The organism is Micromonospora orduensis (assembly GCF_006228125.1).
Lineage (GTDB): Bacteria > Actinomycetota > Actinomycetes > Mycobacteriales > Micromonosporaceae > Micromonospora > Micromonospora orduensis.
On sequence record NZ_VDFY01000159.1, the window covers coordinates 18,017 to 41,384 of the forward strand.

The following is a 23,368-nucleotide window of genomic DNA, read 5'->3' on the forward strand; positions in this document are numbered from 1 at the left end:
AGAAAACGATGTCGCTCTCGCCTTACGCACCGATCATCGGGCTGTTCGCCCTCGCCGCGGCGTTCTCGCTGTTCTCCGTTGGCGCCGCCCGCTTCGCCGGTCCACGTCGTTACAACAAGGCCAAACTCGAGGCTTACGAGTGCGGCATCGAGCCCAGCCCCCAGCCGGTCGGCGGCGGGCGGTTCCCGATCAAGTTCTACCTGACGGCGATGCTCTTCATCGTCTTCGACATCGAGATCATCTTCCTCTACCCCTGGGCGGTCTCGTTCGACGCCCTGCCGATCTTCGGCTTCGTGGAGATGGTCCTGTTCATCGTCGCGGTCTTCGTCGCGTACGCCTACGTGTGGCGTCGCGGCGGCCTGGACTGGGACTGAGGAAGGAACGTCAGATGGGCATCGAGGAGAAGCTTCCCGCCGGCGTCCTGCTCACCTCGGTGGAGAAGCTGGTCAACTGGTCCCGGAAGTCGTCCGTGTGGGGCGCCACCTTCGGCCTGGCCTGCTGCGCCATCGAGATGATGGCCGCCGGTGGTCCGCACTACGACATGGGTCGCTGGGGTATGGAGGTCTTCCGGGCCTCGCCCCGGCAGGCCGACCTGATGATCGTCGCCGGCCGGGTGAGTCAGAAGATGGCCCCGGTGCTGCGGCAGATCTACGACCAGATGGCCGAGCCCCGCTGGGTGCTCTCGATGGGCGTCTGCGCCAGCAGCGGCGGCATGTTCAACAACTACGCGATCGTGCAGGGCGTCGACCACGTGGTGCCTGTCGACATGTACCTGCCCGGCTGCCCGCCCCGGCCCGAGATGCTCATCGACGCGATCCTCAAGCTCCGCGAGAAGATCATGTACGAGCCGCTCGGCCCGAACGGCCGCAAGATGCTGGCGGCCCGGCAGGAGCGCGGCGACGTCCCGGTCGTCCCCTACGGCTCCATGCCGTCCTCGTACCGCAACGACAAGGCCCGGCGTGCCGAGTGGACCAAGGCGGTCCGCGAGGGGCGCGAGGAGCAGTTGCGGATCGAGAACTGGATGAACGCCCAGAACCACCTCCACCCGCAGGTAGGCCCCAAATGACGTCACCCACCGACAGGAACAACGACGGCGGGGTGCCGCTGCCGGTGGTGCCGGCCGGCGCCAGCGGCACCGCCCCTGCCGAGTACCCGCCGGCCAGCCCGGCCGGCCGGGGGATGTTCGGCAACCAGGGCTCCGGTGACGTGTCCGGCTACGGCGGCCTGGTCCGCCAGCGCCAGCCCATCGAGGAGGCCGCCCGCCCGTACGGCGGCTACTTCGACGAGGTGCGCGACGCGCTGGAGGAGGCGTACCCGGCCTTCGGCGACGCGATCGAGAAGGTCGTGGTCGACCGGGGCGAGCTGACCCTGCACGTACGCCCGGAGCGGATCGCCGAGGTCTGCCAGGTGATGCGCGACGACATGGCGCTGCGCTTCGAGCTGTGCTCCTCGGTGTCCGGGGTGGACTACCTGGGCGCCGACGAGCGCCGGCTGCACGTGGTCTACCAGCTCACCTCGATGACCTACCGGCGTCGGGTGCGACTGGAGGCCGCGGTCTCCGTCGAAGCCCCGCACCTGCCCAGCGTGACGGCGGTCTACCCGACGGCGGACTGGCAGGAGCGGGAGGCGTACGACATGTTCGGCATCGTCTTCGACGGCCACCCCAACCTGACCCGGGTCCTCATGCCGGACGACTGGGAGGGCCACCCGCAGCGCAAGGACTACCCGCTCGGCGGCGTTCCCGTCGAGTACAAGGGCGCGGAGATCCCCCCGCCGGACCGTAGGAGGTCCTACCAGTGAGCGCGAGGAGTGCAGCGGAGCGGAGCCCCGCAGTCGCGAACGGAGGGCTGGCACTGTGACCACGTCGAACTACGCGACCGAGCGCGAGACCACCGAGGGTCGCGTCTTCACCGTCACCGGCGGTGACTGGGACACGATCGTGTCGGGCACCGACCCGATCAACGACGAGCGCATCGTCGTCAACATGGGTCCGCAGCACCCGTCCACGCACGGGGTGCTGCGACTGATCCTGGAGCTGGAGGGCGAGACGGTCCGCGAGGCCCGTTCCGTCGTCGGCTACCTGCACACCGGCATCGAGAAGAACCTCGAGTACCGCAACTGGGTGCAGGGTTCGACGTTCGTGACCCGGATGGACTACCTCGCGCCGATCTTCAACGAGACGGCGTACGCCCTCGCGGTCGAGAAGCTGCTCGGGATCACCGACGACATCACCGAGCGGGCCACCACCATCCGCGTGCTGATGATGGAGCTCAACCGGATCTCGTCGCACCTGGTCTGGCTGGCCACCACCGGCATGGAGCTGGGCGCCATCTCGATCATGCTCTACGGCTTCCGCGAGCGGGAGTACATCCTCGACATCTTCGAGACCATCACCGGCCTGCGGATGAACCACGCGTACGTCCGCCCGGGCGGTGTGGCGCAGGACGTGCCGGACGAGGCGATCGTCAAGATCCGCGAGTTCCTCAAGATGATGCCGAAGAAGCTCAAGGAGTACGAGGACCTGCTCTCCGGCCAGCCGATCTGGCTGGAGCGTACGAAGAACGTGGCGGTTCTCGACGTGACCGGCTGCGTGGCGCTCGGCGTCACCGGCCCGGTGCTGCGCTCCGCCGGCCTCGCCTGGGACCTGCGCAAGACGATGCCGTACTGCGGCTACGAGACGTACGAGTTCGACGTGCCTACCCACCCCGACGGTGACGTGTGGGGCCGCTACCAGGTGCGCCTCGCCGAGATCCGCGAGTCGATGAAGCTGGTCGAGCAGGCACTGGACCGGCTGAAGCCGGGGCCGGTGATGGTCGCCGATCGCAAGATCGCGTGGCCGGCGCAGCTGGCCATCGGCGTGGACGGCATGGGCAACTCGCTGGAACACGTCGCGAAGATCATGGGTCAGTCGATGGAGTCGCTGATCCACCACTTCAAGCTCGTCACCGAGGGCTTCCGGGTCCCGCCCGGCCAGGTGTACGTGGGCATCGAGTCCCCGCGCGGGGAGTTGGGCGTGCACGCGGTCTCCGACGGCGGCACGCGGCCGTACCGGGTGCACTACCGGGAGCCGAGCTTCGTCAATCTCCAGGCCCTACCGGCGATGGCCGAGGGCGGCCTGATCGCCGACGTGATCGCCGGTGGCGCCTCGTTGGACCCGGTGATGGGTGGTTGTGACCGATGAGTGTTGTTTTCACCGATGAGACCCGCGAGCGGGCGCGCGAGATCATCGCCCGCTACCCGGCGGACCGGTCCCGCTCGGCGCTGCTGCCGCTGCTGCACCTGGTCCAGGCGGAGGAGGGGTACGTCTCCCCGGCTGGTGTCGCGTTCTGCGCCGAGGTGCTCGGGCTGAACAAGGCCCAGGTCGGCGCGGTGGCCACCTTCTACACCATGTACAAGCGCAAGCCGACCGGTGACTTCCTGGTCAGCGTCTGCACCAACACCATGTGCAACGTGCTCGGTGGGCAGGAGGTCTACGACACCCTCTCCGAGCACCTGGGCGTCGGGCACGACGAGACGACCGCGGACGGCACGATCACGCTGGAGCACGCCGAGTGCCTGGCGGCGTGCGACTACGGCCCGGTGATGACCGTCAACTACGACTTCTTCGACGGGGTCGACCCGTCGACGGCGGTAGGCGTGGTCGACGAGCTGCGCGCGGGCGGTCGGCCGATGCCGACCCGTGGCGCCCGGCTCTGCACGCTCAAGGAGATGGCGGTGCAGCTCGCCGGTTTCGCCGACGAGCGGGACGGCGCGGTCGCCGACGGCGGCCCGGGCGAGCCCACCCTGCGCGGGCTGCGGCTGGCCCAGCAGCACGGCGTCTCGGTGCCGGGCTTCGACCCGAACACTCCGATCCGCAGCAAGGCGGAGGCGGACAAGGCCGCCGCCGAGGCCAAGGCGAAGGCGGAGGCCGCCAGGCCGGCGCCCGTCGAGGCCAGCGCGGCCCCGGTCAAGGGCGGCGACGGGGCGTCCGCCCCGACGGGCGCGACCGGCGTGGCGAAGCCGGCCGAGGCCACCGAGCCGGCGAAGCCGGTCGAGGCCACCGGCAGCACCGCCCCGGACGTGAAGGCGCCGGACGACAAGTCGCCGCAGGTGCGTACCGCCGAGACCCGGCAACCGGACGCGGACACCGCCGTGCCGGACGCACCCGGCACCAAGGTTCCGACGGAGACCTCGCCGCCGGCCTCGCGCGACGCGCAGGACGCGGAGGCCGCCGGCGTGGCGGCCAACGCGCCGGCCGGCGACGGGAAGCCCGCCGGTGACTCCACCGGTGCGCAGGAGCGCAACCTCAACGAAGCGTCGGCGGGCGCCGGTGACGCGAACCCCGCCGCCGCGAACGAAACGGGGGCCCAGAAGTGACCACTCCCCGCCCGGAGACGTTGGCCAAGCTGACGCCGGTGCTGACCAAGCGCTGGCTGTCGCCGGACGCCTGGCGGATCGGCACCTACGAGCAGCTCGACGGCTATGCCGCGCTGCGCAAGGCGCTCAAGGCCCACCCGGACGACCTGATCCAGCTGATCAAGGACTCCGGGCTGCGCGGTCGTGGCGGCGCGGGCTTCCCCACCGGACTCAAGTGGGGCTTCATCCCGCAGGGCGACGGCAAGCCGCACTACCTGGTGGTCAACGCCGACGAGGGCGAGCCGGGCACCTGCAAGGACCTGCCGCTGATGACCCACGACCCGCACGCGCTGGTCGAGGGCGTCATCATCGCCTCGTACGCGATCCGGGCCAGCCGCGCCTACATCTACATCCGGGGCGAGGCGGTGCACGCCGCTCGCCGGCTGCGCAACGCGGTCCAGGAGGCGTACGACAAGGGCTACCTCGGTCGGAACATCCTGCGTAGCGGCTACGACCTGGAGCTGGTGGTGCACTCCGGCGCCGGGGCGTACATCTGCGGCGAGGAGACGGCGCTGCTGGACTCCCTGGAGGGGTTCCGGGGTCAGCCCCGGCTGCGTCCGCCGTTCCCGGCCACCCACGGCCTGTACGCCAGCCCGACGGTGGTGAACAACGTCGGCACCATCGCCAGCGTGCCGCCGATCGTGCTCGGCGGCGCCGACTGGTGGAAGAGCATGGGCACCGAGAAGTCCTCCGGGCCGATGATCTACTCGCTCTCCGGCCGGGTCGCCAACCCCGGCCAGTACGAGTGCTCGATGGGTGTCACGCTGCGCGAGCTGCTGGAGCTGGCCGGCGGCATGCAGCCCGGTCACAACCTGCGGTTCTGGACGCCGGGCGGCTCGTCCACCCCGCTGCTCGCCGCCGAGCACCTGGACGTGCCACTGGACTTCGAGGGGGTGGCGGCGGCCGGCTCGATCCTCGGCACCACTGCCACCCAGATCTTCTCCGACCAGGACTGCCCGGTCTACGCGACGTACCGGTGGCTGGAGTTCTACCACCACGAGTCGTGCGGCAAGTGCACCCCGTGCCGTGAGGGCAACTACTGGATGGTCCGGGTCTACCGGCGGATCCTCGCCGGTCAGGGCACCCACGAAGACCTGGACACCCTGCTGGACACCTGCGACAACATCCTCGGCCGTTCGTTCTGCGGTCTGGGTGACGGCGCCACCAGCTCGGTGACCTCCTCGCTGAAGTACTTCAAGCAGGACTACCTCGACTACATCGAGGGACGTACCGCTCCCAAGCTGTCGGAGAAGACCCTGGTAGGGGCGCACTGATGACCGACGTAGCAAAGCAGACCGAAACCGTCACCCTCACCATCGACGGCGTCGAGGTCACCGCCCCCAAGGGGACGCTGCTGATCCGGGTCGCCGAGCAGATGGGCACCGAGATCCCCCGGTTCTGCGACCACCCGCTGCTGGCCCCGGCCGGCGCATGCCGGCAGTGCCTGGTCGAGGTGGAGGGGCAGCGCAAGCCGGTCGCCTCCTGCACCCAGACCGTCGCCGACGGCATGGTCGTGCGTACCCAGCTCACCTCCCCGGTCGCCAAGAAGGCGCAGGAGGGGGTGATGGAGCTGCTGCTGCTCAACCACCCGCTGGACTGCCCGATGTGTGACAAGGGCGGCGAGTGCCCGCTCCAGAACCAGGCGATGTCCACCGGCCGCACCGACTCGCGCTTCCATGAGCACAAGCGGGAGTACGAGAAGCCGATGGCGATCAGCAGCCAGGTGCTGCTGGACCGCGAGCGGTGCGTGCTCTGCCAGCGGTGCACCCGGTTCTCGGAGGAGATCGCCGGCGACAAGTTCATCGACCTGATGGGCCGGTCGTCCGCCGAGGAGATCAACATCTACCGGGACGACGCGTACGGCGAGGAGGGCGACGCCGGGGACGTGCCGTTCAACTCCTACTTCTCCGGCAACACAGTCCAGATCTGCCCGGTGGGTGCGCTGACCGGTGCCCAGTACCGCTTCCGGGCCCGCCCGTTCGACCTGGTGTCCAGCCCGAGCGTCTGCGAGCACTGCTCGGCCGGCTGCGGGCAGCGCACCGACTGGCGGCGCGGCAAGGTGCTGCGCCGGCTGGCCGGTGACGAGCCGGAGGTCAACGAGGAGTGGAACTGCGACAAGGGCCGCTGGGGCTTCCAGTACACCCGCGCCACCGACCGGCTGACCAACCCGCTGGTCCGCGACGAGCGCACCGGCGAGCTGCGGGAGGCGTCCTGGAGTGAGGCGCTCACCGTGGCCGCCGAGGGGCTGCACGCGGCCCGGGAGGGCGGGCAGGGCGCGGCGGTGCTCACCGGCGGCCGGCTGACCGTCGAGGACGCCTACGCGTACGCGAAGTTCGCCCGGGTGGCACTGAACACCAACGACATCGACTTCCGGGCCCGACCGGTCTCCCGCGAGGAAGCCGACTTCCTGGCCAGCTCGGTCGCCGGGGTCACCGACGTGACCTACACCGACGTGGAGAACGCGCCGGCGGTGGTGCTGGTCGGCCTGGAGCCGGAGGAGGAGTGCCCGATCCTCTTCCTGCGGCTGCGCAAGGCGTACCTGAAGAAGACCCTGACGGTGTACGCGCTGGCGCCCTTCGCCACCCGCGGCCTGGAGAAGCTCGGTGCCAAGCTGGCCCGGGTGGTGCCGGGCGAGGAGGCAAGCGTGCTCGCCGAGCACGCCACGGTCACCGAGGCGCTGAGCGCACCGGGCGCGATCCTGATCGTCGGCGAGCGGCTGGCCACCGTGCCGGGCGGGCTCTCCGCCGCGGCCGACGTGGCCCGGCGTACCGGCGCGAAGCTGGCCTGGGTGCCGCGGCGCGCGGGTGACCGCGGCGCGGTCGACGCGGGCTGCCTGCCCAACCTGCTGCCCGGTGGCCGGCTGGTCACCGAGCCGGCCGCGCGGGCCGAGCTGGGTGAGGCGTGGGACATCCCGGCCGGGGTGATCCCGAGCCAGGCCGGCCGGGACACCGACCAGATCCTGGCGGCTGCGGCCAACGGGCAGCTCGGCGCCCTGGTGGTGGGTGGTGTCGACCCGGCCGACCTGGCCGATCCGCGACTCGCCGAGGCCGCCCTGGACGCGGTGCCGTTCCTGGTCAGCCTCGAGCTGCGCGCCAGCGCGGTGACCCGGCGGGCGAACGTGGTGCTGCCGGTCGCGCCGGTGGTCGAGAAGGCCGGCAGTTTCCTGGACTGGGAGGGCCGGCTGCGTCCGTTCGAGGCGGTGCTGAACACCGCGGCGATGACCGACGGCCGGGTGCTCGACGCGCTGGCCGCGCTGCTCGACGTGCAGCTCGGCACCGCCGACGTGCCGAGTGTGCGTCGGGAGCTGGGCTCGCTGCCGGCCACCCGTACGACCCGGCCGGCTGCCCCGTCGGTGTCGCCGGGCACGGTGCCCCATCCGGGCGCCGGGGAGGCCGTGCTGGCCACCTGGCACCAGCTGGTCGACCTGGGCACCCTCACCGACGGCGACGAGCACCTCGCCGGCACCGCCCGCCCGCCGGTCGTCCGGCTGGGCAAGGGCACCGCCGAGGCGCTCGGTGTGGCCGACGGCGACGCGGTCACGGTCGGTACCGACCGGGGCGCGCTGACCCTGCCGGCCGAGCTCACCGAGATGCCGGACGGCGTGGTCTGGTTGCCGACCAACTCACCCGGTTCGACCGTGCGACGCAGCCTCGGGGCGACGTCCGGCACGGTCGTTCGGATCTCCGTTCCCGCACCGAGCGCGACCGTTCCGGCCGGGCGGGTCGCGGCGGACGAGGCCGGTCTCCCGGGTCCGCTGCTCAACACTGGGGGTAACCAGTGAGCGCGAGGAGTGAACGAGCGCAGCGAGTGAGCCCCGCAGTCGCGAACGAAAGGTGGGCATTGTGACTCTCCGCCTCGCCCAGGACCCGACGCTTGCCGACTTCGGTCGGGATCCGTGGTGGCTGGTCCTTGGCAAGATCGTCTTTGCGTTCGCCTTCGGTCTGCTGGCCACCCTGCTCGGCGTCTGGTTCGAGCGGCGCGTGGTGGGCTACATGCAGGTGCGGCCCGGCCCCAACCAGGTCGGCCCGTTCGGTCTGCTGCAGACCCTCGCCGACGGCCTCAAGATGGCCTTCAAGGAGGACATCCTGCCGAAGGCGGCCGACAAGGTCGTCTACTTCTTCGCCCCGACCATCTCGGTGATCTGCGCGGTCACCGCGCTGTCGGTGGTGCCGTTCGGCCCGATGGTGAGCATCGCCGGCCACCACACGCCGTTGCAGGTCACCGACGTGCCGGTGGCGGTGCTGCTGCTGCTGGCCTGCTCCTCGATGGGCGTCTACGGCATCGTGCTGGGCGGCTGGGCCTCCGGCTCGACGTACCCGCTGCTCGGCGGTCTGCGGTCCAGCGCCCAGATGATCTCGTACGAGGTCGCGATGGGTCTGAGCATCGTGGCGGTCTTCATGACCGCCGGCACGATGAGCACCAGCGGGATCGTCGCCAAGCAGGCCCACGGGACGCAGCTCAGCATCGGCGGGTTCGACCTGCCGGCGCCGGGCTGGTACGCGATCCTGCTGCTGCCCAGCTTCATCATCTTCTTCATCGCCACCGTGGGTGAGACCAACCGGGCGCCGTTCGACCTGCCCGAGGCCGAGTCCGAGCTGGTCGCCGGCTTCATGACCGAGTACAGCTCGCTGAAGTTCGCGCTCTTCATGCTCAGCGAGTACGTCGCGATGGTGACCATGTCCGCGGTCACCACCACGCTGTTCCTCGGCGGTTGGCGGGCGCCCTGGCCGATCACCCTGTGGGAGGGCGCCAACTCCGGTTGGTGGCCGATGCTGTGGTTCTTCGGCAAGGTGATCGCGCTGGTCTTCGTGTTCGTGTGGCTGCGGGGCACGCTGCCCCGGCTGCGCTACGACCAGTTCATGCGCTTCGGCTGGAAGGTGCTGCTGCCGATCAACCTGGTGTGGATCCTGGTCCTGTCGGGCCTGCGCTCCATCGAGGACTGGGACTCGCGCAGCAAGCTCATCGCGGTCGGCATCCCGGCCGGCGTGCTGCTGATCGCCACGCTGTTCTGGCCCAACCGCCGGCCGCAGCCAAAGCCGACCACGCAGGAACAGGTCGACAACCGGCCGTACGGGAGCTTCCCGCTGCCACCGATGGATCTACAGGTACCACCGAGCCCGCGTATCACGCGCGTGGTCGCCGAGCGGGAGCCGGCCAACATCGTCGCCGGCTCGGACTCCAGGGAGGTGTGACGTGGGCGCGATCACCGGAACGTTCAAGGGATTCGGTGTCACCTTCTCGCACATGTTCAGGAAGGTCGTCACGACCGACTACCCGTTCAAGCCGCCGGTGTCGGCGCCGCGCTACCACGGGCGGCACATCCTCAACCGGCACCCGGACGGCCTGGAGAAGTGCATCGGCTGCGAGCTGTGCGCCTGGGCCTGCCCGGCGGACGCGATCTACGTCGAGGGCGGCGACAACACCGACGAGCAGCGCTTCTCGCCGGGTGAGCGGTACGCCAGCACCTACCAGATCAACTACGCGCGGTGCATCTTCTGTGGGCTGTGCATCGAGGCCTGCCCGACCCGATCGCTGACCATGAGCAACGAGTACGAGCTGGCCCGGGACAACCGGCAGGACCTGATCTTCACGAAGGAGCAGCTGCTCGCGCCGCTGCTCGAGGGCATGGAGCAGCCGCCGCACCCGATGCGCCTGGGCGACAGCGAGAAGGACTACTACGTCGGCGCGCTCGACAACCCGGGCACCTCCGCCGGTGCCGAGACGTCCCCGATGGGCCCCGGCCGCTACCAGGTCGAGGAGCACCCCGGTGTGACATTCCCGGGTGCCGAGCAGGCCGCCCAGCGCGCGGCGGCCGGCAAGGGAGAGGGAGCATGACCACGTCTACGGTGCTGGCCGCGGCGGGTGGGGTGTCCGGCGGTGAGGAGGTCACCTTCTGGATCCTCGCGCCGCTCGCCCTGATCGGCGCGATCGGGATGGTGGCCGCCCGCAACGCGGTGCACTCGGCGCTCTGGCTGGTGCTCACCATGCTCTGCCTGGGCGTGTTCTACGTGCTCCAGGCCGGGCCGTTCATCGGCATGGTGCAGATCATCGTCTACACCGGCGCGATCATGATGCTCTTCCTGTTCGTGCTGATGCTTGTCGGCCGGGACTCCACGGACTCGCTTATCGAGACGCTGCGCGGCCAGCGGGTCGCCGCGATCGTGCTCGGGCTGGGCTTCGCCGGCCTGGTCGGCGGGGCGCTCTACCGGGCGCTGGAGGGCACCACCGCGGTCGGCCTGGAGCAGGCCAACGCGGAGGGCAACATGCAGGGCATCGCCCGGCTGCTCTTCACCAAGTACGTCTTCGCGTTCGAGCTGACCTCGGCGCTGCTCATCACCGCGGCGGTCGGCGCGATGGTGCTCGCGCACATCGAGCGGCGCAAGCAGGACAAGGTCGACCAGCCGTCGACAATGAAGGCCCGCTTCGCACCGGGCAACTACCCCGGCCCCAAGCCGGGCCCCGGCGTCTTCGCGACCTCATCCTCGGTGGCCACCCCGGCGCGGCTGCCGGACGGCCGGCTCACCGAGCGGAGCACGCCGGACATCCTGCCGGTGCGGGAGCTGACCGCGCAGGAGACCACGCTGAAGGGGACGGACCAATGACGCCCGACTACTACCTGGTCCTCGCTGCGGTGCTGTTCACCATCGGCGCCGCCGGGGTGCTCGTCCGGCGCAACGCGATAGTGCTCTTCATGTGCGTGGAGCTGATGCTCAACGCGGCCAATCTGACGCTTGTCACCTTCAGCCGGATCAACGGTGACCTCAACGGTCAGATCATGGCGTTCTTCGTGATGGTGGTGGCCGCGGCCGAGGTCGTGGTCGGGCTCGCGATCATCATGTCGATCTTCCGTACTCGACGCTCCGCGAGCGTCGACGACGCCAACCTGCTCAAGTACTAAGGGGCAAGCAAGTGGAAGAGACTGTGCAGTACGCCGGTGCCACGGGCTTGCTCGGCAGCGTCTGGCTGCTGGTGGCGATCCCGCTGGTCAGCGCGGCCATCCTGCTGCTGCTCGGCCGTCGGGCCGACCGCTGGGGGCACTGGTTGGGCGTCGCCGCCATCGGTGCCGCTTTCGTGCTCGGCCTGGCCTTCTTCTTCCAGCTGCGTGGCCTGGAGAACAAGTCGGTCGAGCTGAGCCTCTGGGACTTCATCGCGGTCGGTGACCTCCGCGTCGACTTCGGCCTGCTGTTCGACCCGCTCGCCGCGGTCTTCGTGCTGCTGATCACCGGGGTGGGTTTCCTGATCCACCTGTACGCGGTGGAGTACATGGCGCACGACGGGGGCCGCCGCCGGTTCTTCGCGTACTTCAACCTGTTCGTCGCGGCCATGCTGCTGCTGGTGCTCGGCAACAACTACGTGATGCTGTACTTCGGCTGGGAGGGCGTCGGTCTGGCGTCGTACCTGCTGATCTCCTTCTGGTACGGGCGGCCGAGCGCGGCCACCGCCGGCAAGAAGGCGTTCCTGATGAACCGGGTCGGCGACGCCGGTCTGGCCGTCGGCATCTTCATCATGTTCGCCACGCTGGGCACCACCCAGTACGACGAGGTGTTCAGCGGCGTCGGCGGGCTGACCGCCACCACGGTGCTGGTGCTCGGCCTGTTGCTGCTGCTCGGCGCGGCCGGCAAGTCCGGCCAGTTCCCACTGCAGGCGTGGCTGCCGGACGCCATGGAGGGCCCGACCCCGGTGTCGGCGCTCATCCACGCCGCGACAATGGTCACCGCGGGCGTCTACCTGATCGCCCGCTCCAACCCGATCTTCTCCGCGAACTCGACGCTCCAGCTCGTGGTGGTCAGCGTCGGCGCGCTCACCCTGCTGATGGGCTGCATCATCGGCGCGGCCAAGGACGACATCAAGCGGGTGCTCGCCTGGTCGACGGTGAGCCAGATCGGCTACATGTTCCTCGGCGTCGGCCTGGGCGGTGGGGCGTACGCGCTGGCCATCGTCCACCTGCTGGCGCACGGCTTCTTCAAGGCCAACATGTTCCTGGGCGCCGGCTCGGTCATGCACGGCATGAAGGACCAGGTCGACATCCGCCGCTTCGGTGGGCTCTCCAAGCACATGAAGATCACCTGGCTGACCTTCATGATGGGCTGGCTCGCCATCATCGGCATGTTCCCGTTCTCCGGCTTCTTCTCCAAGGAGCCGATCATCGTGGCCGCCTTCGAGCGGGAGGACTGGACCGCCTGGCTCTTCGGCGGCGCGGCGCTGCTCGGCGCCGGGCTTACCGCGTTCTACATGACCCGGCTGTTCGTGCTGACCTTCCACGGCCCGAAGCGGTGGACCGAGGACATCGAGCACCCGCACGAGTCGCCGAAGCTGATGACCATCCCGCTGATTCTGCTGGCGGTCGGCTCGGTCGGCGCCGGTTTCCTGCTCTCCACGTCCGTTCCGGACTGGCTGACGGCGACCGCCGGACTCGGCAGCGAGCACGCCGAGCACGAGGCGGTCCTCTCGCACGCCGTGATCACCACGCTGTCGCTGCTGGTCACCGTGCTCGGCGCCGGGCTGGCCTGGTTCCTGTTCCGGGCCGGTACGGCCACCGCGCCGCAGCCGGCCGGTGTGCTGGTCACCGCCGCCCGGCGCAATCTCTACACCGACGCGGTGAACGAAGCGGTCTTCGAGAAGCCGGGCATCTTCCTCACCCGGGCGCTTGTCTTCCTCGACAACCGGGGCATCGACGGGCTGGTCAACGGGCTCGCCGCCGCGGTCGGCGGTGGATCGGGCCGGCTCCGGCGGATGCAGACCGGCTTCGTCCGCTCGTACGCCACCTCGATCCTGGCCGGTGCGCTGCTGGTGATGGCGGCGTTCCTGGCGGTGCAGGCGGGGTGGTTGGCGTGATCGACCTCTTTCCGGCCGCCCCCGCCGGCGGACTACGCATCCACGACGGAGGTAAGGCCGCATAATGTCCAACTTCCCGTTCCTCTCGGTGCTCACGGTGGCGCCACTGGTGGGCGCCCTGGTGGTGGCCTTCCTGCCGCGCCACCGGCCGGAGCTGGCCAAGCAGGTGGCCTTCGCCTGGTCACTGCTCGTGCTGGTGCTGTCGGTGGTGATGTGGGTCAGCTTCAACGCCGGTGGTGACCGGTTCCAGTTCCGCGAGTCGTACTCGTGGATCCCGAACTGGGGTGTCAGCTTCACCTTCGCCGCCGACGGCATCGCGCTGGTGATGCTGATGCTGATCGCGGTGCTGGTGCCGCTGGTGATCCTGGCGTCCTGGCACGACGCCGAGTCGTCGAAGCGGTCGGTGCCTGTCTACTTCGCGCTGCTGCTGGTCCTCGAATGCACGATGATCGGCGTCTTCGCGGCCGCCGACGTCTTCCTGTTCTACGTGTTCTTCGAGGTCATGCTGGTCCCGATGTACTTCCTCATCGGCAGCTACGGCGGCCACCAGCGGCAGTACGCGGCGGTGAAGTTCTTCCTCTACTCGCTCGTCGGCGGTCTGTTCATGCTGGCCGCGGTGATCGGCCTGTGGGTGGTCGGCGGGAAGACGTTCGACTGGCAGGCGCTGTCGCAGGTCGACATCAGCACCGGCACCGAGCGTTGGCTGTTCCTCGGCTTCTTCCTCGCGTTCGCCATCAAGGCGCCGTTCTTCCCCTTCCACACCTGGCTGCCCGACGCCGGTGGCGCCGCCCCGGCGGGCGCCGCGGCTCTGCTCGTCGGCGTGCTGGACAAGGTCGGCACGTTCGGCATCCTGCGCTACTGCCTGCCGCTGTTCCCCGAGGCGTCGAAGTGGTTCGCGCCGTGGGCGCTGGCGCTGGGCGTGATCGGCATCGTGTACGCCGCGCTGCTGGCGGTCGGTCAGAACGACCTCAAGCGGCTGGTGTCGTACACCTCGATCGCGCACTTCGGTTTCATCGGGGTGGGCATCTTCGCGTTCACCACGCAGGCCGGTACGGGCGCGGTGCTCTACATGCTCAACCACGGCCTGGCCACCGGGCTGCTCTTCCTGGTGGTGGGCATGCTGATCGCCCGGCGTGGTTCGGCGCTGATCAGCGACTTCGGTGGAGCGGGCAAGCTGGTCCCGGTGCTCGCCGGTGTGCTGTTCTTCGCCGGTCTCGCCTCGCTCGCGCTGCCCGGCACCGCGCCGTTCATCTCCGAGTTCCTGGTGCTGATCGGCACGTTCACGGTGAACAAGCCGGTGGCGGTCATCGCCACGCTCGGCATCATCCTGGCGGCGGCGTACGTGCTGTGGATGGTGCAGCGCACCACGCAGGGCACGCTGAACCCGGCTCTCACCGAGGTCGACGGGATGCGCAAGGACCTCAACCTGCGCGAGAAGTTCGTGGTCGCTCCACTGATCGCGCTGATCGTGCTGCTCGGCTTCTATCCCAAGCCGGTCACCGACGTGATCAACCCGGCCGTCCAGGCGACCATGGACGACATCGGCAGAACCGACCCGGCGCCGTCCGTGGGCGGCACCGTCCAGGAGGCGGCAAAGTGACCGAGTTGAAACTGCCGTCGCTGGACTACGCGGCGCTCGCCCCGATCCTGATCATGCTGGGCACCGCGTTGCTCGGTGTGCTGGTCGAGGCCTTCGTTCCCCGGCGTTCGCGGCACGTGGTGCAGCTGACGCTGGCCCTGCTGGCGGTGCTCGCCGCGCTGACCATGGTGGTCTTCAACGCCGACGACCGGATCATCACCGCCGGTCAGGCGCTCGCGGTGGACGGGCCGACGCTCTTCCTCCAGGGCGCGATCCTCGTGCTTGCCGCGATGGCGCTGCTGCTGATCGGTGACCGCTCGGTGGAGCGGGGCGGCGCGTTCGTCGCCCAGGCGGCGGTGACCGCCGAGTCGGCCGACGACCGGCGGCAGGCCGAGGGGCGCAACGGACTCACCGAGGTGTACCCGCTCGTCACGTTCGCGATCGGCGGCATGCTGATCTTCGTGGCGGCGAACGACCTGCTGACCATGTTCATCGCCCTGGAGGTCTTCTCCCTGCCGCTGTACCTGCTCTGCGCGCTGGCCCGTCGCCGGCGTCTGCTGAGCCAGGAGGCGGCGATGAAGTACTTCCTGCTCGGCGCGTACGCGTCGGCGTTCTTCCTGTTCGGGGTGGCCCTGATCTACGGGTTCACCGCCGGGATGCCGGGTCGGACGGCGGGCGTCGACTTCGCCACCATCAACGCGGCGGTGACCGAGTCGCCGGCCAGCCCGGTGCTGCTCTTCGCCGGCATGGCGTTGCTCTCCATCGGTCTGCTCTTCAAAGCGGCGGCGGCCCCGTTCCACGTGTGGACCCCGGACGTCTACCAGGGCGCGCCGACCCCGGTCACCGGCTTCATGGCGGCCTGTACGAAGGTCGCCGCGTTCGGCGCGCTGCTGCGTGTCTTCCACGTCGCGTTCGTCGACGCCAGCTGGGACTTCACGCCGGTGCTCGGCGCGATCGCGGTCCTGACCATGCTTGTCGGCGCGGTGCTCGCGGTCACCCAGACCGACATCAAGCGGCTGCTCGCGTACTCCTCGATCGCCAACGCCGGCTACCTGCTGGTCGGTGTGCTGGCGCCGAGCAGGGACGGGCTGTCCGGCACGATGTTCTACCTGGTCGCCTACGGGTTCTCGGTGCTTGCCGCGTTCGCTGTGGTGACGCTGGTGCGCGACGCCGACGGGGAAGCCACGCACCTGTCCCGGTGGGCCGGGCTGGGCCGGCGGTCGCCGTTCTTCGCCGGGCTGTTCACGTTCATCCTGCTGGCCTTCGCGGGTATCCCGCTGACCAGCGGCTTCACCAGCAAGTTTGCGATCTTCGGGCCGGCCCTGGAGGAGGGGCAGGCCTGGCTGGTGATCGCCGGCGTGCTGACCAGCATGGTGCTGGCGTTCCCGTACCTGCGGGTCGTGGTGATGATGTGGCTGTCCGAGCCGGGCGAGTCCACCCCTACCGTCACCGTGCCCGGTGGGCTCACCTCCGCCGCGCTGATGATCGGCGTACTGGCGACCCTGGTGCTCGGTGTCGCCCCGGCACCGCTGCTCGATCTGGCCGCCGGAGCTGCCGAATTCGTGCGATGACGCGAGTCTCGACGACCGGAGGCCGGTACGCGTTCGCGTGCCGGCCTCCGGTGCGTATCCCCAACCCGGAGCAGGTAGAACGGGTGTGGCATGGTTGATGGCGTGGTGAATCCGGCTGGCGAGCGTTCAGGTGCCCCGGGCTCCGGCGGTCGTCGGGGTCGGGCGAGTACGAGTCAGTTCGGCGCGCTCGGCCTTCATCTCGCCGATCCCCGCGTCGAGGCGTCCGTGCTGGGTCTGCTGGACGCGGTGGAGGTCGAGCTGCGGGCCAGTGTGGCGAGCGCCGACCCCTTCGTCGAGGAGGCCGCCCGGCACCTGCTGGAGGCCGGCGGGAAGCGGTTCCGCCCCCTGCTGGTGGCGCTGGGCGCCCAGTTCGGTGATCCGAGCGGCCCGCAGGTCGTACCGGCCGCCGTGGTGATGGAGCTCACGCACCTGGCGACGCTCTACCACGACGACGTGATGGACGAGGCGGCCGTCCGCCGGGGTGCGCCGAGCGCGAACTCCCGCTGGACCAACTCGGTGGCCATCCTGGTCGGCGACTATCTCTTCGCCCGCGCGGCGGACATCGCGGCCGATCTGGGCCCCGAGGCGGTCCGGTTGCAGGCGCGTACCTTCGCCCGCCTGGTGCATGGTCAGATCGCGGAGACGGTGGGTCCGCGCGTCGGGGAGGACCCGGTCGCGCACTACCTGAGCGTGATCGCCGAGAAGACCGGGTCGCTGATCGCCACGTCGGTCCGGTTCGGCGGCCTGTTCGGTGGCGCCCCCGCCGAGCAGGTCGAGGCCCTCGCCGGCTACGGCGAGACGATCGGCGTCGCGTTCCAGCTCACCGACGACCTGCTGGACATCGCGTCCGAGTCGGTGCAGTCCGGCAAGACGCCCGGCACGGACCTGCGGGAGGGCGTTCCGACGCTGCCGGTGCTCTACGCCCGTGCGGCGGACGACTCCGACGCCTCCTCGGTGCGTCTGCGGGAGATCCTGGCGACCGGCCCGCTGACCGACGACGCCCTGCACGCGGAGGCGTTGGGGCTGCTCCGGGAGAGCCCGGCGCTCAAGCGGGCACGGGAGACCGTGCGCAGCTACGCCGAGGACGCCCGCGCCCGTCTGGCCCCCCTTCCGGCCGGCCCGTCGCGTCGCGCCCTCGAATCGCTCTGCGACTACATCGCCGACCGCACCAGCTGATCCCCGCTCCGGTCGTTTCCGGCGGCGGTCAGCAGCCGACTGCCGACGAGCATGAGCGCGGCGGCGAGGAGCATGGACACCGCCGCCGTGGACCACATCGCCGGGTAGCCGAGGTGGGCGGCGAGCGGGCCGAGGGTCAGCGGGCCCAGGCAGCCGCCCGCGTACACCCCGGTCTGGGTGATCGACGTGGCGGTGGCCGGTGCCTGCGGGTGTAGCCGCACCACCGCGAAGTTCATCAGACCGGGCCACGCCCAGCCCAGGCCGAAGCCGAGCACCACACCCGCGACCAGCGGCACCGCGCCGGTCAGCGCGAGCAGTCCCAGACCGACCGCGCCGACCACAAGCATCGCGGCGATCAGCGCGACGTGGCCGCTGGCGCGGCGGTCGGCCAGCCAGCCGGCGCCCACCCGGGCCACCACGCAGACGGCGCTGCCCAGGGTCAGGGTGAGGCCGGCCAGGCCCGGGGACAGACCTCGGGCGGCGGCGGAGTCCACCAGGAAGGTGCCGAGCGCGTTGGCCGCAGCGGCGGCCAGCGTCGCCGCCGCGCCGACGACCACCAGCGCCCCGGTGGCCCGGCCGGTGCGCCCACCGCCGGCCCTGCGGGCGAGGCCGGCCTCCTGCCGGGGTACGAGCGGCAGCGTCGTCAGTGCCGCGCCGGCGGCGACCACGAACGCCCAGCGCCAGCCGGCGGTGAGCGCGACGGTGGGCACCGCCGCGCCGGCCAGCAGTGTGGAGACCGGGATGGCCGCCTGCTTGACGCCGAACGACAGGCCCTGCCGGCGGGCCGGGACGTGCTGGGCGAGGGCCGCGTTGCTGGCCAGTTGACCGAGGGCGTTCGCGGCGGCGCTGAGTGCCAGCAACCCCACCAGCACCGGGTACGACCGGGCGAGCGCCGCCACGGCCAGCATCGACCCGGCGGCCAGCAGGATGCCACAGCGGGCCACCACGGCCGGTCCGTACCGTTCGACCAGGCGACCCGAGGGCACCGACGCGAGGGCGCTGACCCCGAAGTAGACGGCCACGGCCACGCCCAGGCCGGCCGGGGAGAAGCCGATGTCGGCGCCCATCTGCACGGCGAGGCCACCGAGCAGGAAGACGGGCAGGACGCAGGCCACTGTCGTGGCGACGGCACCGGTGCTGGCCCGGACGGGCCGGAGGCGGGCGGGGGCCGGGGTGAGGGCTGTGTCGTTCATCGTCCGGCAAACCTACGCGAGACGTACTCAGCGCACTCCTCGTGACCGTCAGGGCACAACGTGTGGATGGTGATCTGGCATCCTCGACCCGAACAGGCATTTCGCACCGGGCCTGTATTTCATATGGTGTAAGTCCCCGGCGGCGGAGGTGGTTGTGCGCGACCCCTTGGCAGAACCTTCGGACCTGATCCGCAGCGTCTCCAGAGCGCTGCGGGTGCTGGAGTCGGTCGGTCGCGCCCCGAAGGGCCTGACCGTCAAGCAGATCGCACGACGGTGCGAGCTGACCGTCGCCACCACCTACCACCTGGTGCGCACCCTGGCCTACGAGGGCTACGTGATCCGTCGCGAGGACGGCACGTACATCGTGGGGTTGGAGGTGGCCGACCGCTACCGCGAGCTGGTGACCGCGTTCCGGGGGCCGCCGGCGGTCGGTGAGGCGCTGCGCCGCGCCGCCCTGGACACCGGCTACAGCCACTACCTGGGCCGCTTCGTCGGCGGCCAGGTGGCCATCACGGCCGTCGCCGAGGGGCACCGGTCGCCCTACCTGGAGGACCTGGTCCCCGGATTCGACGAGGGGGCGCACGCCACCGCCCTCGGCAAGGCGCTGCTCGCCACCCTCACCGCCGACCAGCGCTTCCGCTACCTGCGGGAGTACGGCATGCGGCCGTTCACCAGCGCCACGTTGACCAGCAACGAGACGTTCGAGGCCGACCTGGCCGCCGGCGACCGGCGGGGGATGCAGCTGGAGCTGGGGCAGTTCCGTCAGGGCGTGGCGTGCGCGGCGGTGCTGGTCACACCGGACAAGGACATGGAACGCCGCGTCGTGCTGGCGTGCGCGTTGCCGGCCAGCGAGATGATGACCTCGGCCCGGGTGGTACGCGCCAAGCTGCTCACGGTCGCCCGCAGCGTCGCCGACGGCATCGCCGCCGACCACTGACCCGTACGACGCCGAAGGGCCCTCTCCCGGGTTGGGAGAGGGCCCTTCGGGGCGGTTCAGGGCCGGACCGCCGGAGTAACGTCAGCTGCCCACCGGGCCGCCGTCGAGGCGCCAGGTGACCACCACGCCCGGCTTGGCGTAGTCGCCGTCCGGCCAGTTCGACGCCGGGTTCTCCACCGAGGCGCCGGTGATCTCACCCGGGTGCTGTACGGCCACGAACACCGAGCGGTTGTCGCCGGTGATGAACGGGCCGCAGGTCTCCGCGCCGATCGGCACGGTCAGGAACTGCTTGAGGTGACCCCGCTCCGGGCCCTCCACGGCGGTGGCGAACAGGCCGTCGTTGCTGCCCAACGCGTTGCCGTCGGTGGAGATCCACAGGTTGCCGGTGGCGTCGAAGGCGACGTTGTCCGGGCAGGAGATCGGGGAGACCTTCGTCTTGTCGTACCCGGCGAAGAAGGTCGACGGGTCGGTCGGGTCACCGCAGACGATCGGCAGCGACCAGGCGAAGGCCTCCGCCGTGTTGTCGTTGCGGTCCTCCACCAGCTCCAGGATCTGCCCGTGCTTGTTGGCGTTGCGCGGGTTGGCCTCGTCGGCCGCGGCCTTGCCGGCCTTGCCACGGTCGGTGTTGTTGGTCAGCGCCACGTACACCTTGCCGGTGAGCTGACTCGGCTCGACGTCCTCGGGGCGGTCCATCTTGGTCGCGCCGACCTTGTCACCTGCGAGCCGGGTGAAGGTGAGCACGTCGGCGGCCGTCATCCCGTCGACGAACGACCGGTTGCCGCTGACCAGCTTGATCCAGCGGCCCCGGCCGTTGAACGCGCCGTCGCTGGGCAGCGCGCCCGAGCCGTCGATCTCGCCGGCGCTGGTCTGCTCCAGCTGCGCCACGTAGAGCGTGCCGGACTCCAGCAGCGTCAGGTTGTGCTGCCGGGCCGCCCAGGAGTTGCCCTTCAGGAACTTCTTGTCCGAGACGAACTTGTACAGGTAGTCGAACCGCTCGTCGTCGCCCATGTACGCGACCACGTGCCCGTCCCGGGCGATGATCACGTTCGCGCCCTCGTGCTTGAACCGGCCCATCGCGGTGTGCTTACGCGGGCGGCTCTCCGGGTCGAACGGGTCGATCTCGACGATCCACCCGAAGCGGTGCGCCTCGTTGGGGTGCTTCGCCAGGTCGAAGCGCTCGTCCGCCCGCTCCCACTTGCGGCTGCCGCTGGGGTAGCGGCTCGCGGTGCTGATGCCGTACCGGTCCAGCTTCGGCTTCAGCTCGGCGGGCGCGGCGTCGGCGCCGACGAAGTACTGGTTGAAGTTCTCCTCACCGGAGAGCACCGTGCCCCACGGGGTCACGCCACCGGCGCAGTTGTTGAGCGTCCCGACGACCGTACGACCCCTGGGGTCGGCGGCGGTCTTCAGCCACGCGGACCCGGCGGCCGGACCGGTCAGGTCGAACCTGGTGCTGAGCGCCGTGACCCGCCGGTTGTACGGCCGGCGGCCGCTGTCGACAGGCTTCCACTGCCCGGTGCCGGCGACCCGCTCCAACTCCACCACCGACATGCCGTGCGCCGCCATGGCGGTGCGCAACTGCTCGACGGACAGCCCGTCGAGGCCCGGGAAGCCCGGGAACATCAGGTCCTCGTTGGTGTACTCGTGGTTGACCACGAGCAGCGCCCGCCTGCCCTGCTTGTCCAGCGGCAGCACGCCCACGAAGTCGTTGTTGTAGCCGAACTGCCTGGACTGGGCGGCGGCGCTCTGGTGGTGCACGTCGAACGCCGGAGCGCCCGGCAGCACCGGGTCACCCCATTTGATCACCACGGCGTGGTCGTAGCCGTTCGGCACGACCAGGGTGTCCAACTTGTTCGGCGGGATCGGCTTGAACGTCAGCGCGCCGTTGCCCACACCGGTGCTCGGGCGGCCGAAGCCGAAGGCCTCCGGGACGTCCGGGGTGGTGGGGGCCGCCACGGCGGGAGCCGCGCCGGCCAGCGCACCGGCCGCCGCGCCGCCGAAGCCGAGGACCAGCGCGCCGACCGCACCGGCGCGGACCACTCCGCGCCGCGAGACCTCCGCGTTCACCACGTCACCGAAGTACGCGTTGTCGGAGGTGTTCGGGACCGGGTGGTCGCAGGCGTTTCCACAGCGGTACAGGCAGGTCATGGCGTCGCGGGTGCCGTGACGCGTGCCGGTCAACAGGGGGAGCAGCCGGGGGCGGTCGCTCATGGGAGAAGCCTCCAAGGAGTCGGTGCACGACAGGCGGCGTACCAGCCGGACGCTAGGAGGACGCGGTGAGCGCTCGTCGGCCGCAATGTGAACCGGGCGTGAACACCTCTCCGGTCGGGTATCGACCCGCGGCCGGTCTGACCTCGGGCTGAACCGTTCGGCGTCACCGCACGTATTCCCGAGCGGACGCACCGCCGGACGCGCGCCGGAAGCGAGGAGACCACCATCAGCGACCATGACGCCCAACTGCTGCGCGCGCTGCACGACGAGCACGCGGAGGCGCTGTACGTACATGCCCTGCGGCTGGTCAACGGCGACCGGCAGCGCGCCGAGGACCTGGTGCAGGAGACGCTGCTGCGGGCCTGGCGGCACCCGGAATCACTCGACCCCCGCCGGGGTTCGGTACGGGCCTGGCTCTTCACCACGGCCCGCAACCTGGCCATCGACGCCTGGCGTCGCCGATCCACCCGGGTCGGCGAGGTGTTCACCGACGAGATGCCGGAGCCGCCCGAGGTCGTCGACGAGGCCGAACGCGCGGTGGAGGCGTGGACCGTCGCCGAGGCGTTGAACCGGCTCAGCCCGACCCACCGGGAGGTGCTGGTCGAGTGCTTCTACCAGGGACGGTCGGTGGCCGAGGCGGCGTCGCGGCTGGGTGTGCCACCGGGCACCGTGAAGTCCCGCACCCACTACGCGCTGCGGTCACTACGGTTGGTCCTGGCTGAGATGGGAGTGACGGGATGACCCGGTGCGAGTTCGCGCACGACGACGGCGCGTACGTGCTGGGCGCCCTGGCCCCCGCCGAGCGGGCCGCCTACGAGCGGCACCTCTCCAGCTGCGCCGAGTGCCGGGACGCGGTCGCCGAGATCGCCGTCCTGCCCGGACTGCTCGGCCGCCTCGACCCGTCCGGGCTGGAGCAGTTCCTTCCGCCCCCGACCCCGCCCCGGGTGCCCGCGCTGCTCGAGGAGGCCCGCGCCCGCCGGCGCCGCGAGCGGTGGTCCAACCGCCGGGGGTACGCCGTGACGGGGCTGGTCGCGGCCACGATGGCGCTTGTGGTGGGCGTCGGCACGGTGACGGCGTTGCGGGGCGGGCCGAGCTCTCCGGTCACTCCGGGCGCGGTGGGGACACCTGGCGTACGGGTCTCGATGGTCGCCATGCGGCCGGTGGCCACGGCCGGGCCGGTGCACGCCGAGGTTGGGCTGAACAGCACGAAGTGGGGCACCGAGGTGACGATGCGCTGCGGGTACGACCCGCGGACGAGCTACGGCAAGGCGTACCCGTTCCGGCTGGTGGCGCACGGCCCGAACGGTGCCAGTGAACAGATCGGCTCCTGGCTCGCCGCGCCGGGCGACAGCCTCCAGTTCACCGGCGCCACCAGGTTCACCGACGCGGAGCTGGTAAGCGTCGAACTCCAGCGGGCCGACGGCACCCCCCTGCTGACCTACGACGTCCCCTGACCCCCGCACCACACCTGCGT

20 protein-coding genes are annotated in these 23,368 nt (G+C 70.5%); 18 read left to right on the forward strand and 2 right to left on the reverse strand.

What is annotated here, in order from left to right:
• Positions 1-8: 8 nt before the first annotated feature.
• The 15 genes from FHG89_RS15980 to FHG89_RS16050 all read left to right on the forward strand — a co-directional run bounded on the left by FHG89_RS15980 (position 9) and on the right by FHG89_RS16050 (position 17,556).
• Entirely contained in the window at positions 9-374 is a 366-nt protein-coding gene (locus FHG89_RS15980) for an NADH-quinone oxidoreductase subunit A (RefSeq protein ID WP_007454588.1), read from the forward strand.
• A 14-nt stretch (positions 375-388) separates the two neighbouring features.
• Positions 389-1,066: a NuoB/complex I 20 kDa subunit family protein gene (locus FHG89_RS15985; protein ID WP_124772371.1), complete on the forward strand. Its 678-nt coding sequence runs from the start codon at positions 389-391 to the stop codon at positions 1,064-1,066.
• Positions 1,063-1,800, forward strand: coding sequence for an NADH-quinone oxidoreductase subunit C (locus tag FHG89_RS15990; RefSeq protein ID WP_139585186.1), 738 nt, complete (start codon positions 1,063-1,065; stop codon positions 1,798-1,800). Before FHG89_RS15985 ends, FHG89_RS15990 begins: the two co-directional genes overlap by 4 nt.
• Positions 1,801-1,855: 55 nt before the next feature.
• Positions 1,856-3,181 (forward strand): NADH-quinone oxidoreductase subunit D, encoded by a 1,326-nt coding sequence (locus FHG89_RS15995; RefSeq protein WP_139585187.1) that lies wholly within the window; start codon positions 1,856-1,858, stop codon positions 3,179-3,181.
• A complete protein-coding gene (gene nuoE / locus FHG89_RS16000; protein WP_139585188.1) occupies positions 3,178-4,356 on the forward strand; it encodes an NADH-quinone oxidoreductase subunit NuoE in 1,179 nt (392 codons plus the stop codon). The genes FHG89_RS15995 and nuoE overlap by 4 nt, the downstream gene beginning before the upstream one ends.
• Positions 4,353-5,669: an NADH-quinone oxidoreductase subunit NuoF gene (gene nuoF / locus FHG89_RS16005; protein ID WP_139585189.1), complete on the forward strand. Its 1,317-nt coding sequence runs from the start codon at positions 4,353-4,355 to the stop codon at positions 5,667-5,669. The genes nuoE and nuoF overlap by 4 nt, the downstream gene beginning before the upstream one ends.
• The gene (locus FHG89_RS16010; protein ID WP_139585190.1) at positions 5,669-8,176 is read left to right on the forward strand and encodes an NADH-quinone oxidoreductase subunit G; all 2,508 of its coding nucleotides are present in this window, start codon (positions 5,669-5,671) and stop codon (positions 8,174-8,176) included. The genes nuoF and FHG89_RS16010 overlap by 1 nt, the downstream gene beginning before the upstream one ends.
• A 61-nt stretch (positions 8,177-8,237) precedes the next feature.
• Positions 8,238-9,587, forward strand: a complete 1,350-nt coding sequence (gene nuoH, locus FHG89_RS16015) for an NADH-quinone oxidoreductase subunit NuoH (RefSeq protein WP_425280182.1) — start codon at positions 8,238-8,240, stop codon at positions 9,585-9,587.
• 1 nt (position 9,588) lies between these two features.
• A complete protein-coding gene (gene nuoI / locus FHG89_RS16020; protein WP_007454597.1) occupies positions 9,589-10,230 on the forward strand; it encodes an NADH-quinone oxidoreductase subunit NuoI in 642 nt (213 codons plus the stop codon).
• Entirely contained in the window at positions 10,227-10,997 is a 771-nt protein-coding gene (locus FHG89_RS16025) for an NADH-quinone oxidoreductase subunit J (protein WP_139585191.1), read from the forward strand. Before nuoI ends, FHG89_RS16025 begins: the two co-directional genes overlap by 4 nt.
• Positions 10,994-11,293, forward strand: a complete 300-nt coding sequence (nuoK, locus tag FHG89_RS16030; protein ID WP_030486270.1) for an NADH-quinone oxidoreductase subunit NuoK — start codon at positions 10,994-10,996, stop codon at positions 11,291-11,293. The genes FHG89_RS16025 and nuoK overlap by 4 nt, the downstream gene beginning before the upstream one ends.
• Before the next feature lie 11 nt (positions 11,294-11,304).
• Positions 11,305-13,230, forward strand: a complete 1,926-nt coding sequence (nuoL, locus tag FHG89_RS16035) for an NADH-quinone oxidoreductase subunit L (RefSeq protein WP_139585192.1) — start codon at positions 11,305-11,307, stop codon at positions 13,228-13,230.
• 64 nt (positions 13,231-13,294) lie between these two features.
• Positions 13,295-14,830, forward strand: a complete 1,536-nt coding sequence (locus tag FHG89_RS16040) for an NADH-quinone oxidoreductase subunit M (protein WP_139585193.1) — start codon at positions 13,295-13,297, stop codon at positions 14,828-14,830.
• Positions 14,827-16,380, forward strand: a complete 1,554-nt coding sequence (gene nuoN / locus FHG89_RS16045; protein ID WP_139585194.1) for an NADH-quinone oxidoreductase subunit NuoN — start codon at positions 14,827-14,829, stop codon at positions 16,378-16,380. The genes FHG89_RS16040 and nuoN overlap by 4 nt, the downstream gene beginning before the upstream one ends.
• 90 nt (positions 16,381-16,470) lie before the next feature.
• Entirely contained in the window at positions 16,471-17,556 is a 1,086-nt protein-coding gene (locus FHG89_RS16050) for a polyprenyl synthetase family protein (protein WP_139585195.1), read from the forward strand.
• Here the strand turns inward: FHG89_RS16050 and FHG89_RS16055 are convergent.
• Entirely contained in the window at positions 17,532-18,749 is a 1,218-nt protein-coding gene (locus FHG89_RS16055; RefSeq protein WP_139585196.1) for an MFS transporter, read from the reverse strand. The two genes, FHG89_RS16050 and FHG89_RS16055, sit on opposite strands and share 25 nt — an antisense overlap.
• Positions 18,750-18,903: 154 nt before the next feature.
• Between FHG89_RS16055 and FHG89_RS16060 the strand changes: the two genes are divergently transcribed.
• The gene (locus tag FHG89_RS16060) at positions 18,904-19,686 is read left to right on the forward strand and encodes an IclR family transcriptional regulator (protein ID WP_139585197.1); all 783 of its coding nucleotides are present in this window, start codon (positions 18,904-18,906) and stop codon (positions 19,684-19,686) included.
• An 81-nt stretch (positions 19,687-19,767) separates the two neighbouring features.
• Here the strand turns inward: FHG89_RS16060 and FHG89_RS16065 are convergent, their stop codons facing one another.
• On the reverse strand, positions 19,768-21,894 hold the full coding sequence (locus tag FHG89_RS16065; protein WP_139585198.1) for a PhoX family protein: 2,127 nt from the start codon (positions 21,892-21,894) through the stop codon (positions 19,768-19,770).
• A gap of 225 nt (positions 21,895-22,119) precedes the next feature.
• On the opposite strand from FHG89_RS16065, the gene FHG89_RS16070 reads away from it, so the two are divergent.
• Together FHG89_RS16070 and FHG89_RS16075 are read left to right on the forward strand one after the other, a co-directional pair.
• Positions 22,120-22,635 (forward strand): sigma-70 family RNA polymerase sigma factor, encoded by a 516-nt coding sequence (locus FHG89_RS16070; RefSeq protein ID WP_139585199.1) that lies wholly within the window; start codon positions 22,120-22,122, stop codon positions 22,633-22,635.
• Positions 22,632-23,348 (forward strand): anti-sigma factor family protein, encoded by a 717-nt coding sequence (locus tag FHG89_RS16075; RefSeq protein ID WP_139585200.1) that lies wholly within the window; start codon positions 22,632-22,634, stop codon positions 23,346-23,348. Before FHG89_RS16070 ends, FHG89_RS16075 begins: the two co-directional genes overlap by 4 nt.
• The last annotated feature ends 20 nt before the right edge of the window (positions 23,349-23,368 follow it).